The sequence below is a fragment of the Marinifilum sp. genome (assembly GCF_965230805.1).
Lineage (GTDB): Bacteria > Bacteroidota > Bacteroidia > Bacteroidales > Marinifilaceae > Marinifilum.
This window is the reverse complement of record NZ_OZ246019.1, coordinates 450,820-465,334: the sequence shown is the minus strand read 5'-3', so window position 1 is coordinate 465,334 and position 14,515 is coordinate 450,820. Positions and strand designations below refer to the sequence as shown.

12 protein-coding genes are annotated in these 14,515 nt (G+C 34.4%); 7 read left to right on the top strand and 5 right to left on the bottom strand.

What is annotated here, in order from left to right; translation table 11 throughout:
* Positions 1–306 precede the first annotated feature (306 nt).
* The 3 genes from ACO05S_RS01855 (at position 307) to ACO05S_RS01845 (ending at position 4,643) form a co-directional block, all read left to right on the top strand.
* Positions 307–1,947 carry a hypothetical protein gene (locus ACO05S_RS01855; protein ID WP_421919847.1) on the top strand — a complete coding sequence of 547 codons (1,641 nt, stop codon included), beginning with the start codon at positions 307–309 and terminating at the stop codon, positions 1,945–1,947.
* 758 nt (positions 1,948–2,705) lie between these two features.
* Positions 2,706–3,107: a hypothetical protein gene (locus ACO05S_RS01850; protein ID WP_421919846.1), complete on the top strand. Its 402-nt coding sequence runs from the start codon at positions 2,706–2,708 to the stop codon at positions 3,105–3,107.
* 15 nt (positions 3,108–3,122) lie between these two features.
* Positions 3,123–4,643, top strand: coding sequence for a carboxypeptidase regulatory-like domain-containing protein (locus ACO05S_RS01845; protein WP_421919845.1), 1,521 nt, complete (start codon positions 3,123–3,125; stop codon positions 4,641–4,643).
* Between the two features lie 106 nt (positions 4,644–4,749).
* Here the strand turns inward: ACO05S_RS01845 and rplS are convergent, their stop codons facing one another.
* The 3 genes from rplS to ACO05S_RS01830 form a co-directional block, all read right to left on the bottom strand.
* Complete coding sequence (rplS, locus tag ACO05S_RS01840; RefSeq protein ID WP_421919844.1) at positions 4,750–5,097, bottom strand: 50S ribosomal protein L19; 348 nt, start codon at positions 5,095–5,097, stop codon at positions 4,750–4,752.
* 220 nt (positions 5,098–5,317) lie between these two features.
* Complete coding sequence (locus ACO05S_RS01835; RefSeq protein WP_421919843.1) at positions 5,318–7,036, bottom strand: dipeptidase; 1,719 nt, start codon at positions 7,034–7,036, stop codon at positions 5,318–5,320.
* Between the two features lie 139 nt (positions 7,037–7,175).
* Positions 7,176–8,903, bottom strand: a complete 1,728-nt coding sequence (locus tag ACO05S_RS01830; protein ID WP_421919842.1) for a M23 family metallopeptidase — start codon at positions 8,901–8,903, stop codon at positions 7,176–7,178.
* A 137-nt stretch (positions 8,904–9,040) separates the two neighbouring features.
* Here ACO05S_RS01830 and ACO05S_RS01825 point away from each other — a divergent pair, with 137 nt between their 5' ends.
* The 3 genes from ACO05S_RS01825 (at position 9,041) to rny (ending at position 11,341) form a co-directional block, all read left to right on the top strand.
* Positions 9,041–9,334: a hypothetical protein gene (locus ACO05S_RS01825; protein WP_421919841.1), complete on the top strand. Its 294-nt coding sequence runs from the start codon at positions 9,041–9,043 to the stop codon at positions 9,332–9,334.
* 9 nt (positions 9,335–9,343) lie between these two features.
* Positions 9,344–9,634, top strand: a complete 291-nt coding sequence (locus ACO05S_RS01820; RefSeq protein WP_421919840.1) for a cell division protein ZapA — start codon at positions 9,344–9,346, stop codon at positions 9,632–9,634.
* A gap of 174 nt (positions 9,635–9,808) precedes the next feature.
* Positions 9,809–11,341, top strand: coding sequence for a ribonuclease Y (gene rny, locus ACO05S_RS01815; RefSeq protein WP_421919839.1), 1,533 nt, complete (start codon positions 9,809–9,811; stop codon positions 11,339–11,341).
* Between the two features lie 104 nt (positions 11,342–11,445).
* Here the strand turns inward: rny and ACO05S_RS01810 are convergent, their stop codons facing one another.
* The gene (locus ACO05S_RS01810; RefSeq protein WP_421919838.1) at positions 11,446–12,297 is read right to left on the bottom strand and encodes a transglutaminase family protein; all 852 of its coding nucleotides are present in this window, start codon (positions 12,295–12,297) and stop codon (positions 11,446–11,448) included.
* 92 nt (positions 12,298–12,389) lie between these two features.
* A complete protein-coding gene (locus ACO05S_RS01805; protein WP_421919837.1) occupies positions 12,390–13,262 on the bottom strand; it encodes a nucleoside phosphorylase in 873 nt (290 codons plus the stop codon).
* Between the two features lie 327 nt (positions 13,263–13,589).
* On the opposite strand from ACO05S_RS01805, the gene ACO05S_RS01800 reads away from it, so the two are divergent.
* Entirely contained in the window at positions 13,590–14,402 is an 813-nt protein-coding gene (locus ACO05S_RS01800) for a prohibitin family protein (protein ID WP_421919836.1), read from the top strand.
* The last annotated feature ends 113 nt before the right edge of the window (positions 14,403–14,515 follow it).

Below are 14,515 nucleotides of genomic sequence, written 5' to 3'. Positions count from 1 at the left end.
GCCAAATTGCTAAAATGATGCAGTTTGGCGGTTTTGTTTTGTGATTTGATTGAAAATCAATTATGCACTTGTTTAATTTTTCTTATGCTTTTTTAGACTCGGTAAAAATTCGATTAGTGAGACCACTATTTAATCAAGAGATGCTTGATGTTCATGTAAAAATACAGGTGTTTGGAAAGGCTTTTTCATAATTTAGTCTTGAGATCAGGAAGGAATAACCTTTCATTTACATGGTCTTATCAGAGCTCTTTATACTTTAATTAGATTTTATTTTAATTCACTTAAAACCTTTAAAAAAAATCAACCATGAAAAAATTATTATTTCTAGTAGTTGCCGTTGTTTTTGCAGTTTCTTCTGCATATTCGCAGGTTAACTACTCAACAGTAGACCAATTGGGTTTTGACAATACAGCTGGTGTAAACCAAGTGGGATGGCTCAATTCGAGTGATGTGGATCAATTAGGATTGTGGAATAATGCTACAGTTGACCAAGATGGATTGGCGAACATTTCTGGCATTAATCAGTTGGGAGAATTTAACGCTGCAATGGTTTCGCAATTAGGAATTCTTAATGTATCCTATGTAGATCAAGTTGGAATGCTTAATGCAGCATATGTTGACCAAATGGGATTGCATAACATTTCCGAAGTACTTCAAAATGGCTTCCTTAACATGGCTGGTGTTAGTCAGGCAGGATGGTTTAATATGTCGTATGTAAATCAATTGGATTTTTTAAATGCTGCATCGGTTATGCAAATGGGATTGGCAAACTTGTCAACAATTTTGCAAGCTAATCACAATAATGTTGCTACGGTAGGTCAATTTGGACGCTACAATACTAGTAATGTTCTACAATTAGGCGCATTGAGTAATGCAAGTGTTTTACAAATGGGGACTCGCAATTTCTCAGATGTTACCCAGATTTTACCTATTTTTACTGATGCTACAGTGATACAGTATGGTGCGCAAAACCGATCGGGTGTGTATCAAAGAAGAGGTGCTTATAACAATACATTTGTAAACCAGTGGGGAATGCGCAATAAGTCACGTGTATCTCAGTTGTTCGGGCGTTTTAATACTGCAGTTGTTACTCAGTTGTATGCTTACAACCGTGCCAGAATAATGCAATTAGGAGGTTATTCAAACTATGCGTTTATTCACCAAAATGGTCTTGCCAATGTAGCTTCTACTTACCAAAGAGGAGGTCTAGACAATTCTGCTACAATTAAACAAAACGGAGATTTCAATCGAGCTCGAACAGTTCAAGTTAGAGGGGATCATAATGTTTCTACTACAACTCAATATGGCGAAGGTAACTATGCGTTTGTTGAGCAAATTAGAGAAAGTAAAGGTTTTGTAAATGTGCATCAAAAGGGTGTTAGTCATTTTGCTGATGTTTCACAAAAATTTGGCTCAGGTGACAAAGCTAAGATTATCCAAAGAGGTGACAATCAAGCAGCTTATATTTCACAACTTTATGGTACTAAGAATAAGGCTAAGATTAAACAAAAAGACCATGGTAACTTAGCGGTTATTGATCAAATTGGTGGTAAAAAGAATAAAGCGGACATTTTCCAGAAAGGTGATCAAAACTTCTCATTCGTGGGACAGTTCGGAGGTGAAAAATCAGATGCTTTCGTTGAACAAAGAGGTGATGATAACAGAGGTTGGGTATTCCAGTTTGACCAGGAAGAAAGTTTAGCTGACATTTTGCAAGAAGGAGACCGTAACATTGCTGTAGTTGCTCAAACGAACGGAATGTATAATAGTGGTACTATTCTTCAGACTGGTGAAGATAATACAGGTTTGACTTATCAGTTTGGTGATAACAATACTTCATTACTTGAGCAAATTGGAAATGGACACTTTGGCCAGGTAATTCAGAATGGTAATGGAAACTATGCGGTAACACAGCAAGGAAACGCTGGTGTTGTATTTGCACCATGATAAAAAGAAATTATTGATCAAATTAAAATTCCCGCTTTAGCGGGAATTTTTACTGATTAAAAATCTCACTGCACTACTTACTTATTTATTCCTTATATTTATATGCTGCGTAGTTCAGTTTTGCAGGAATTGGTCAGAGCGTTAGTCACTCGAATTATGAATCAATTTTTTTGTTACAAAACTGGAATTCGAATATATGATATCTCTGTGTTTCCAATAAGAAATTGAATTAAGTTTGATTGTTTTTCAATATTGTGAAGAAAAGGTAGTTACTTATTCTATAAATTAATTGGTGTAAAAATATTTTAGAAGTAGTTCAGAAGGAAACCTTCGGTTTTTTATTTTTCAGAATGGAGAATTAAATTTTGTAAAATCTGTTCTAAATGGAAACTAAATTTCCTCTAGTATTAGCTAGTATATGACAATTTATTGTAACAAGAATTTTTTGGAAAAATTTAGAGCTTTGAAATTACTCAATTTTGAAATAACAATGAATTAACTCAGATTTATACCGAAGCACATTTGTTTATGAAGTTAAGCAATTAATATTAGCGGTATGAAATTTATAATACAAAGTGGTTTGTGAATATAGAGCAGGTTTAAATTGTGGGGTGTCCTTATGGATACCCCTTCTTTTTTAAGATTTTTTCTGGAAATTATATATTTTTTCAGCTATTTAGATTAATTTAACGGTTTCGTTGTTGATTTTAAGGTATCTAATGGATATTTTTACTCATTGAAAATTAGCTAGTAATTAAATGATATTAAGATCTATCGTCCTGTTTGGTCTGTTGTTTCTGAAAATAAACCTTCACGGAACAGTTTCTGTTCAAAATAAAATGATAGGGTGGATTGAAATGGAAGGCAAGGCAAATAACTTATGGGTTTCTGCAAAATTTGAAAACTTGGATAATCAAACAATTACAGTTGACTATCTTCTTAGTACGAAGAAAATTGGACCTTCAGGTAATTCTTCAACAAGTCAGAAAGGAAAGTGCATTTCAAAACCCAATAAAGTTATATCTTTATCCGAAGCCAGAATGAACTTGAATAAAAAAGACCACTTAGTTATCAAATTGATTGTTTATCACAATAAGAAGTTGGTTGCTCAAGATTCGGTTGTTTTACATGGAGAGAATGAGTATATTAAGAAAAATTAAAATAGCTGCCAGAATATGAAAAAATTCTATACACTCTATGGGTTATTCCTGTTTATAGGAGTTTCCTTTTTAATTTTATCGTGTAATGAAAATACTGTAGAGCCAGATTTATATGGATCAATTAGTGGAACTGTAACAGCATCTGAGGGAAATACACCTTTGGAAGGTGTAAGTATTACCACAAGTCCGGGAACCACAGCTGTAACTACGAACGCCGATGGCCAGTTTAAAATAGGTGAAGTATTAATTGGTGACTATTCAGTTACAGCTGCAAAGGAGGATTATTCATCTCAAAGTATTAGTATAAATGTCCGTGAAGGTCAGGATGTATTAATGGAATTTGTTTTACAAGATGCCCCACCAACATCTGTCGTTCCAAACGAACCTGTTTATGTTTCGCCTGTTAATGGAACAAAAGAAGTTTCTACCCAAATTGAATTGGTTTGGAATAATGGAGAAACAGTAAAAGGGGATACCCTTTTTTACGAGGTGATTCTGTTTAAAAATGGAGAAGCTGAGGGAGATACTTTGGTAAGAGATTTAATGGATACTACTTATATTGCTAAAAATTTAAATTTTGAAACCAATTACAGTTGGAAAGTTAATGTTAGCAATAGGGATAGATATGAGACAGAAGGGAAGAAATGGGATTTTACGACTGAAGAATTTCCAACGAATGGATATCTTTTTGTAAAAGATTCACTTAATTCACGAGATATTTACTCATGGGATTTGCAGGAGAATCACCTAGTAAGGTTAACTTATGGTGGTGGTGACGAATTGCACCCTAGAATAATGCCGGGTAGTCATAATAGAATAGCCTATTCTACTATAAATAATGGGGTTTTTCATATTTATACAATGGACTTGAAAGGTAAGGATGTGTTTAAAGTTACCAATGATAGACCTGTTGCAGGAAAGCATAACGATGGTGGTGGATTTGTTTGGTCACCTACAGGTGATCAGCTTATATATGGATATTATAATGAATTAATTGTGATAAATAGAGATGGCACTGGTTGGCGTAAAATTGCTAATGCACCTGAGAATCGTGAGTTTACGCAAATGGATTGGACTTATCAATTTGATAATCATAGTGAAGAAAAGATTGTGGCATTAGCACAAGGAGAAAAGCCATATGATAATGAGATTTATTTAATGGATCCGGATGGCAGTAATATGACTGTGCTTGTTCCAAATTTGGAAGGAACCATATCAAATCCACAATTTTCCTTTGGAGGCGACAAGGTGATTTTTTCTTTGGATTCACTTTATGAAGATGATAGAGGAATTCAACGTGATGCCAGGATTTATAGCATAAATATTAATGGTACAGGTTGGACAGATTTATCAGGAGATGATAAAACTGGTAACGATCTTCAAGCAAGATTTTCAGAAACAGGAGAGAAGATTATTTTCATGAATGTTTCAAACTCTGGTACAGAGAAAAAAACAATTTGGATCATGGATGCGGATGGTGATAATAGAGAATTATTAATATACAATGGGGAGATGCCTGATTGGTATAATCCGTGATGTATGTTCTGTTTAAATAATTGATGGCATCTGATTTTTTTAGATGCTTTTTTGTATAAAAAAAGCCTTCCAAGTGGGAAGGCTATTGTATTTTTTAAAGTAAGAGTTAGAATCTTCTTTCTTTGATTCTTGCTTTCTTACCAGTAAGTCCGCGTAAATAGTAAATTCGAGCTCTTCTAACACGACCTCTTTTGTTTACTTCAATTTTCTCAATGAATGGAGAAGAGAATGGAATAATTCTTTCCACGCCTACATTACCAGACATTTTTCTGATCGTGAAAGTTTTAGTGGATCCCGATCCTTTGACTTGAATAACAACACCTCTAAATACCTGAGTTCTTTCTTTATTTCCCTCTTTAATTTTGTAAGAAACACTTACAGTATCACCTGATTGGAATTCAGGAATTTCCACACCTGTGTTGAACGCCTCTTCGGCAACTTTAATTAAATCCATTGTCTTAATTTATTAAGGTTTAACGGGCGCAATATTCGCAAATTAACTATATCTATTTATGCCAGAGATTACGCACGAATTCGGCGCAAAATTAATAAAAATATCTAAGGTCAAAAGAATTATGCTTGATTTTTTTGTTTTTCACAAATAATATTAACGTTTAAATTAAGCATAGACAAAAAAGGAGCTTATCAGCTCCTCTTTAATTGAAATATCTAATTTAGTGAGATGTACCAGAAACTTTTAATTTGTCTCCAGTAGTTTTCACAATTGTTTTGTAAAATTCCTTGCTGTAACCTGGTTGCTTGATTTTTGGATTTTGCTTGTTGCCATCTTTTTCTTTAATGTTACCATCCATATATTTAGCAAATAGATATCCATAAAACTTTCTCCATTCGTCGGCTAGGTTATCCCCTTGGTTACACGAGAAGTCGGTTAAGAACTCAATTGCAGCAGCTTTGTTGTTCTTAAACATATCTTCAGCAGCAAGATCTATGATTTTGGTAAAAGATAGATATTTCTTCTCTAAAGCTTTTTGCTTCTTAGCAATTTCAGGATGGATTGAGTTGTAGCGAGTATAAGCAAAATTTGACACCTGATTGAATACCCAGAAAGCAGACTTATTGGTGAAATCCATCATTTTACCATTACCTACAACAAATGATTTTGGAACTCTTGTACTGCCGCAATACATTGGGAAGTAAACAGATGATGCTGCATCATCAACACCAAACCAGTTGATTCCACCAACCGCATCTGGTAACCAATTTCTCGATTGAGCAACAAAAGAAAATCCGGTTTGCTGAGTTGCAGTTGCACGTTCGTTACAATAAGTAACACCGTTAACTTTCCAGGTAAGTGGTCTCCAACGGTAAGGGTTTCCGTAAGGACCAGCACCTACGTCTTTACTCATATCCAATTCGGTTCCTTCCAAGTGATTTCTCATGTGATTCATCAATTCAAGAACATTAATTTTATTATCTGGCTTGATCCAAAGAGGCATACGATTCGTAGCATAACCTTTTTCATCGTGCTCAACTTTACCTTTACAGTAATTAAAATACTTGTCCATTCCTTTTTTTACATCATTAAAGAAAGACCAAACGCGAATTTCGCAGAATCTGGCAGCACCAAAATCTACAGGAGCATATGTGTCAGAGAAACTAAATTCTTTGTTTTTTCCATCTTTTGGAAAGTAACCTTTTTCTTTTGCGAAAGAGATTACATCTCTAGCATAAACGTTAGTTATCTCTGGATGAAAGATTTTATCAATTCTATCAGAAGATATTGAATTTTTTCCTTCTAATGGAAAAGTTGTAATTCTTGCTTGGTTGGCGTGGCCACTTATATATCCATCAGGAATCATTCTTGCTACCCAAACAGCACCTTTTTCATCATTACCTTTACCAATCATTTCTAATATCCAAATTTCGTTTGGATCAGAAATAGAAAATGATTCACCTGAACTATAGTATCCATAGTTTTCAACCAATTCAGTCATTACCTTGATCGCTTCACGAGCATTTTTAGCACGCTGCAGAGTTAAATATATAAGACTTCCGTAGTCGATAATAGCACCTTCTTGCTTACCTGTTCCAAGTTCTTTTCTTCCTCCGTAGGTGGTTTCGCCAATTGCCAACTGAAACTCATTCATGTTTCCAATTACGGAATATGTGTGTGGAACCTGTGGGATTTTACCCAAGTATTTTCCAGTATCCCATTCGTAAATATCGATCATTGTGCCCTCAGCCCAATCAGTAGCAGGGCGAAAGTACAATTCTCCGTACAATACATGCGAATCGGCAGCGTAAGTAATCATATTAGAACCATCAGTACTGGCACCTCTTGTAACTAGGTAGTTAGTACATGCTTGCGAAGTTGTTGTCGAAAAGACAAAAATTACCATTAAAAGTGAGGCAATTGCATAAATCTTCTTCATGTTTAAATATTTAAGTGAATTTAATTGCGATAAATTTTTCATGATTCCTACAAAAATAGGAAAAAAAGTAAAGTTAAAGCTGATAAAAGTCTTTATCCGGAATGGCTTTTTTATGAATTAAGGGGTTATTCAGATTGATTTACCAAAAAAAACTTGTTTTAAACTTAGATTGATTACCAAGCTTATCATGCACCTCCAATTGCAATTCGTGTTTACGGTTTGGGATCAATCTTTTTTTGTCAAAAGTATAAAACAGGTGATTGTTTTTGGCGTCAAATTCGAAAAGAACCCATTTCCCATCAATCATGCCTTTATATGATTTAATTCCCGATAATGGATCTTTAATTGTGAATGATATTCTTTCCCGTAAAGATAGGTTTTTCAAATTAAAATTAGTTTTGGATTTGATGCTAGGAGGAATGGTATCCGCAACAATGGCAAAGTTTCCAAACACTCTGGTTTTCGATTTTACCCATCCATTGATGTAAATTCCACCAATATTAGAAAACTTACCATCTTTTTCAAGCGCAGCAATGAACAACTTGTCTTCGTCACTGATAGTTTTGTTTGGTTTAATTGCAATGGTGTAGTACTTATGCACCGGAGTATTGCTTAGGTGAACAGAGTGAATGTCTGATAATAAAATTGTATCTGGCTTGTGTGAATATCTGAATTCGATATCCGAATAAAATGAATTTTCTGGAAATTTCAGTTCAAGATTATCTGTTTTGAAATAGTTTTCATCTGTAGCCGATAGCAATTGACTGTATTCCTTTTGTTTAAATGGTTTTATTTGCTCTTTTGCTTGAGCATAGACTCTTAATTTGGACATGTTATTCTTGTTGTCCCCTGCAATAAAATCAATTTTATATTTTGTACCTACTTTAAAATGATAGACGCCTTGGTTGCTAAAGTAATTGTATACAGTGAGCTTATTGTTAGGCTCCTTAAAACACTTGTGAATCCTTTTGTTTTCAATCATATTCAACGAATAATCCATGTGTGAATTGATGTAGCGTGATTCATCAAAGGAGAATTCGTTGAAGCTATAATCTGCAATTAAAGAATCGTTCACCAATACTTTCATACTATAAATACCACATTTTCCCCAGGTATTATCCAAATAGTCGTTTGCCTGCAATCCAAAACCAATGTTACCCGAAAGTAATACTTTAGGATCTCCTTTAAGATGAAAGGCATTATTGTAGTAGATAACAGGAAATCTCTTTCTGGTATTTTTCCCGTTTACACTGCTTAATGAATCCATTGGGTAGACATACAGGTTGAATATTTTCGGAGGTGTGGTGTCCTTAATTTTAAATCCAAACAGAAGTGGATTAATTGGATGTTCTGATTTAGTATCCCTAATTTCAAAATGAAGGTGTGGGCCAGAGGAAGAACCAGTATTGCCAGATAAGGCAATAACGTCTCCTTTTTTAAGCGGAAATCGATCTTTATTAAGATCAATATCGAATTCAAACGTTTTTTTATTGTATTGATATACTTTTACAAACTCATTAATTTCTTTATTGAATCGATCAAGATGAGCATATACTGAGGTATATCCATTAGGATGATCGATGTAAATGGCTTTCCCATAACCGCCTGCTGAAACTTTTATTCTGCTAACAAATCCGTCAGCAATGGAATATATTTTTTTACCCTTTGTAAAAGTTCTAATATCAATACCCGAATGAAAATGATTGTTTCTTAATTCAGCAAAGTTCCCCGAAAGTGTAATGGTAAAATCCACAGGTGATCGGAAGTAATTTTTTGGATATTTTTTTGGTTGTGCATAAAACTTAATTGAACTTGCAAGAAATATGAATGATAAAATGGTGATTATGTTTGTTTTAAAGTACTTCATGTTGCTTTGATATTATGCTTCTATTGACGCTCAAAACTACAAAAAAAGCTTTTTTTTCGGAAGCTTGAACTAAAATACAAACTAATAAATTTGATAATCTTCTCAGCAATGTTAATTTTGTAAAAGAAATTTTAGTGATGGATCAAGAATCGAACGAAATAATAATAAGTTTAAAAAAGCGCATAGACGAACTTATTTCGTTGTATCAGAAATCTAAGGAAGAAAAGGAATCGCTCATTCATGAGAAAATGGAGCTTATGGAGCAGGTTGAAATTCTTTCGAGGAAAAAAAGTGAGCTTGAGCATCATTACGATACATTGAAGCTTGCTAAAACATTATCTTCAAATAGCGAAGATTCTCATGAAGCAAAGCTTAAAATTAACCGAATTGTGCGGGAGATTGATAAATGTATTGCTCTTTTAAACAGATAGATTTTGTTTATGGAAAACAAACTTTCAATTAAAGTTAATGTTGCGGATAGAACTTATCCTTTAAATATTGATCGCAAACAAGAGGAGGTGATCAGAAAAGCCGCAAAAATGATTAATGAGAAAGTTTTGCAATACAAACAAAGATATAAAGATAAAGATACTCAGGACTTTCTTGCAATGGCTTCTTTGCAATATGTTATTAAGTTTATTGAATTGGAAAATAAAGCAGATGTTGCTCCAGTTTATAATGAGCTAAAAGCAATGGAGCGTGAGCTGAGTGAATTCTTGGAAAAAGAATAGCAAATGTTCTTATAAATAAAGTAAAGTAATAACCCGCATTATTTCTTGAACTTTTAACTTTTGGATGATCTGGATTTGAAAACATTTGAATCTATTTCACACTTGGGTATTTGGTTCGAGTAATGGTGCGGGTTATTTTACATATAAATTAGTATTGACTTAATATTCTATGATATGATTGAAACTATAATAGGAATTCTCGCTTTAGTTATTGGTGGGATACTTGCATATTTTATTTTGCAAAAGGCTCTTAAATCAAAGAGTGAAAAGATAATTCAAGAGGCACAAACTGAGGCTGAAGTAATTAAAAAAGATAAAATTCTTCAAGCCAAAGAAAAGTTTTTCCAATTAAAAACCGAGCATGAAAAGCAAATAAACTCTAAGAACAATAGGCTTTTAGCAGCGGAAAATAAAATTAAGCAAAAAGAGAATACTTTAAACCAAAGAATTGATGATTTTCAGCGTAAAAAGAAAGAGACTGATGCGATTCGCGAAAATTTAAATCACCAGATTGGTTTGGTTGAAAAGAAATCTGTAGAGCTTGAAAAGGCTAAGAAACAGCAAAATGAGCAGTTAGAAGAAATTTCAGGCTTATCAGCAAATGAGGCTAAAAATATGTTGATTGATTCGTTAAAAGAGGAGGCAAAAAGCGAAGCCATGTCTTATGTGAATGAGATTATGGAAGAGGCAAAGATGTCTGCTAATATGGAAGCAAAAAAGGTAGTGATAAAAACCATTCAAAGAGTAGCCACGGAAACGGCTATCGAAAATTCGGTAACTATTTTCCATATTGAATCTGATGAGATTAAAGGTAGAATCATTGGACGTGAGGGACGTAATATTCGTGCATTAGAAGCGGCTACGGGAATCGAGATTATAGTGGATGATACTCCGGAAGCTATTGTGCTTTCGGGTTTCGATCCGGTTCGAAGAGAAATTGCAAGACTTGCTCTGCATCAGTTGGTAACGGATGGTCGTATTCACCCTGCAAGAATTGAGGAGGTTGTGAACAAGGTTCGTAAACAAATCGAGGAAGAAATTGTGGAAACAGGAAAACGAACGGCAATTGATTTGGGTATTCACGGGTTGCATCCTGAGTTGATTCGTTTGGTTGGTAAAATGAAATATCGTTCATCTTACGGACAAAACTTATTGCAACATGCCAGAGAGACTGCTAATTTATGTGCTATTATGGCAACCGAGCTTGGTTTAAATGCAAAGCGTGCTAAACGAGCTGGTTTGTTGCATGATATAGGCAAGGTGCCAGATGATGAGCCAGAATTGCCACATGCAATTTTAGGTATGAAGTTGGCTGAGAAGTACAAAGAGAAACCTGATGTTTGTAATGCTATTGGTGCTCACCATGATGAAATTGAGATGACTTCAATGATTTCTCCAATTATTCAGGCTTGTGATGCCATTTCAGGAGCACGTCCTGGCGCACGTCGCGAGATTGTAGAGTCGTACATTAAGCGTTTGAAAGATCTTGAAAATCTGGCGTTATCTCATCCAGGAGTGCTTAAGACATATGCTATTCAGGCAGGTCGCGAACTAAGGGTGATTGTGGGTAGTGATAAGGTATCTGATAAGGAAGCTGAAACATTATCTCTTGATATCGCACAAAAAATTCAGGATGAAATGACTTATCCTGGACAGGTAAAGATTACTGTGATTCGCGAAACACGTGCAATTAATTACGCAAAATAGTAGAGCAATAATAGCGCAAAAAAAACCGTTTCAAATTGAAACGGGTTTTTATTTGTCGTGAATTCGATGTAATCTTAATGTGCCTTGAATTTTTATCAAGCTATTTAAATCGATTTGTACAAATCCCTAAAATTGGGAACGTAGGTAGTGAGTTTGAGTTTTTCATAGACACTAATGTTATGCTTTACCAGTCTTTTAATCAGGCTTGTATTGCCTGCGGCTTTATAGTACTTTGGACGATTTACTATTTTTTTTGATTCAATTAAAAACTGTAGTTCTGTTCGTCCAAAAACTTTACCCTTGTCGATAGGGTTTATGTAGAACAGGACATCTTCCTTTTTCGATGATTCATCCATTTTGTCGATATAACACAAAAGTATACTATCGGGCAAATGTATGCCATAAACGGGCATGCCTAACTCTTGCGCAATTCCTGCATAAATAATTGAAATAATTACATAGTTACCTTGTTTTTGCGATAATACTGTTCTAATATCACTATCCCAATTGGTAGGTTGATTAGGTGATAGAGTTTGATAATTGTAGATGTTGTAGAAAAAATGATTGAGAATTTTTATTTTTTCTAATGCTGTTAAATGGTTGTTTAATTCAAGCCACACATCTTTTTTAATTTTTTTGATTGCTTTCCGAATTGGTTCAGTAATCAGATATGGATTGCAACTTTTATTTACCAGAATGGCTCCTTCAATTAAGTTGGGTGATTCTGATTTACCCCAGTTTGTCAGCTCTTTCTTTACTTGGGAGAACTGAATTTTATTGATGACTTGCTCAAGTCGTTCCTGAAGTAATGTGCTTTTCGAGTCCAGCCAGTAATCTTCGAGTTGAGGAATAATAGAAATAGGAAAGTTAATCAACTCATTTTCGATTCTTTTATAGATTTCCGGCGTTGGATCGTCTAACAAGGATAATAGAGCAGTGAGTTTATTCTCATTCATAACTTAAAGTTTTGACCCTGCTAAATATAAGAAAACCCATAAGCAAAAACAATCTTATGGGCTATTTCTATGAAAATTAGGCTAAAACCGATCTAGCTAAGTCTGTCGAGAACGACTTTGATCAGGCGCTTTATAGTTGGCTTGTAATCCTTACTCGCATCTTTGGTGATGCGATTGGCAATGATTACACAAATCGCAGCAGCATTGTGTCCCAGCATTGCCGACAAACCAAAAATAGCTGAGCTTTCCATTTCATAATTTGTAATTTGTTCACCTTTAAAATCGAACTCTTCTATTTTATCATTCAAATCCGGATCGAGAGTTTGTAATCGCAAAATTCTGCCTTGTGGACCATAAAATCCGTTTGCCGAAATAGTTACTCCTTTTACCATATCGTTTCCGTCAAGCAGGTTTATAAGATCTTTAGATGCCGGAACAACGTATGGTGAAGCCAGTTTTTCGTCCCAATTCACAAAATCTTTGAACGACTTCTCAAAATCAAGATCTGAAACATGGTCACGGTCAGCATAAAAATTAAGCATGCCATCAAAGCCGATTGATCTTTTTGAAAGCAAGAACGAATCAACAGGTATATTAGCTTGTAAAGCACCTGATGTTCCAATTCTAACAAGATTAAGACTTTTGTGTTCAGTTTTTATAGTTCTGTTTTCTAAATCGATATTAGCCAAGGCATCCAATTCATTAACTACGATATCGATGTTATCGGTACCAATTCCAGTTGATAAAACCGAAAACCTTTTCCCTTTATAGGTTCCGGTTGTAGTTGCAAATTCACGATTAGAAATTGTGCATTCCACTTCATCAAAGAAGCTGGCAACCAATTCTACTCTTCCGGGATCTCCAACCAAAATAACCGTATCGGCTAGATGTTCGGGACGAAGGTGTAAGTGAAATACACTTCCGTCGGGGTTGATAATTAGTTCTGATGATTTGATTTTTTCCATATTCTTAAATTTGATAGCAAAGAACTGAATCTAGATATAATTTTTTAATCTACAAACTAACAAATTGTATTCCTCTAAATTGGAAGTTTTCTTAACGTTAAGAATCTGTCAAATTCCTAAATTTTAATAATACAACAGTGTTACCATGAAATAAGTCGCTTTCTTTTGTCTTTTTGCGTTAATATTCGTGAAAAAAATATCGCTATGTCACTATTTTCTTTCCTTGACTATACTCAAAATTCTCAAAACAATTTTGGGCTCATTTCATGATAAAACTGGTATTATTGTACTATATTTAACTGAAAATTGAATTATAAATACAAGATCATGAAGAAGCAACCCTATTTTTTAATTGTTTTGGCATTTTTTGCTGTTGTCCTAATTTTATCGGGCTCAAGTATGTTTTTAACACTTCAACCAGGTGAACGAGGAGTTATATTCAGAAAATTCTCAGGTGGATTGGATAAGGAAAATGTATTTATGCCTGGATTCCATATTATTGCACCTTGGAATGATATGCATGTTTATGATGTAAGAGAGCAGAAAAGTGAAGAAACCATGGATGTGTTGGATAAAAATGGTTTGTCCGTAAATATCGATGTTTCTGTCCGTTTTAATCCTGTTTATAACAAAATTGGATATTTACACGAAATTTTTGGGAAGGACTATATCAGTCAGTTGGTCATTCCGGAAGTTCGTTCATCGGTTCGACAAGTTGCAGGTAGATACACTGCGGAAGAAATTTATTCTACTAAGAGAAAAGAGGTTGAAGAAGCAATCATTCAAGAAACATCACAGATTCTAAAGAATAATAATATTCAAATGCGTGCTTTGTTGATTCGTTCGATTAACTTGCCTGAAAAGATTAAAGTAGCGATTGAAAGTAAGCTTCAGCAAGAACAGGAAGCTTTAGCATATCAGTTTAAACTGGAAAAAGAAAAGAGTGAGGCCGAAAGAAAGAGAATTGCCGCTGAAGGGGAAGCCAGAGCGAATAAGATTATCAACAGTAGTTTAACTCCAGCGCTTTTAAAAATGCGCGGAATTGAAGCTACAATTACACTTTCAGAATCTCCAAATGCTAAAGTGGTTGTAATTGGTAGTGGTAAAGAAGGAATGCCATTGATTCTTGGAAATAACTAAGCTAAAGATATATTTTTTGAAGCCGCTTGATTGTTCAGGCGGCTTTTTTTTGTGTTCATTATCGAACATGAGCATGCCGAAATCGTTCAGTTTAGAAAAGTTTAAACTTAACT

Coding starts and splice junctions, on each gene's coding strand:
- ACO05S_RS01835 (WP_421919843.1), bottom strand. CDS start 7,036: ATGAAGAAGATTTATGCAATTGCCTCACTTTTAATGGTAATTTTTGTC.
- ACO05S_RS01855 (WP_421919847.1), top strand. CDS start 307: ATGAAAAAATTATTATTTCTAGTAGTTGCCGTTGTTTTTGCAGTTTCT.
- ACO05S_RS01820 (WP_421919840.1), top strand. CDS start 9,344: ATGGAAAACAAACTTTCAATTAAAGTTAATGTTGCGGATAGAACTTAT.
- ACO05S_RS01825 (WP_421919841.1), top strand. CDS start 9,041: ATGGATCAAGAATCGAACGAAATAATAATAAGTTTAAAAAAGCGCATA.
- ACO05S_RS01810 (WP_421919838.1), bottom strand. CDS start 12,297: ATGAATGAGAATAAACTCACTGCTCTATTATCCTTGTTAGACGATCCA.
- ACO05S_RS01830 (WP_421919842.1), bottom strand. CDS start 8,903: ATGAAGTACTTTAAAACAAACATAATCACCATTTTATCATTCATATTT.
- ACO05S_RS01805 (WP_421919837.1), bottom strand. CDS start 13,262: ATGGAAAAAATCAAATCATCAGAACTAATTATCAACCCCGACGGAAGT.
- ACO05S_RS01800 (WP_421919836.1), top strand. CDS start 13,590: ATGAAGAAGCAACCCTATTTTTTAATTGTTTTGGCATTTTTTGCTGTT.
- ACO05S_RS01845 (WP_421919845.1), top strand. CDS start 3,123: ATGAAAAAATTCTATACACTCTATGGGTTATTCCTGTTTATAGGAGTT.
- rplS (WP_421919844.1), bottom strand. CDS start 5,097: ATGGATTTAATTAAAGTTGCCGAAGAGGCGTTCAACACAGGTGTGGAA.
- rny (WP_421919839.1), top strand. CDS start 9,809: ATGATTGAAACTATAATAGGAATTCTCGCTTTAGTTATTGGTGGGATA.
- ACO05S_RS01850 (WP_421919846.1), top strand. CDS start 2,706: ATGATATTAAGATCTATCGTCCTGTTTGGTCTGTTGTTTCTGAAAATA.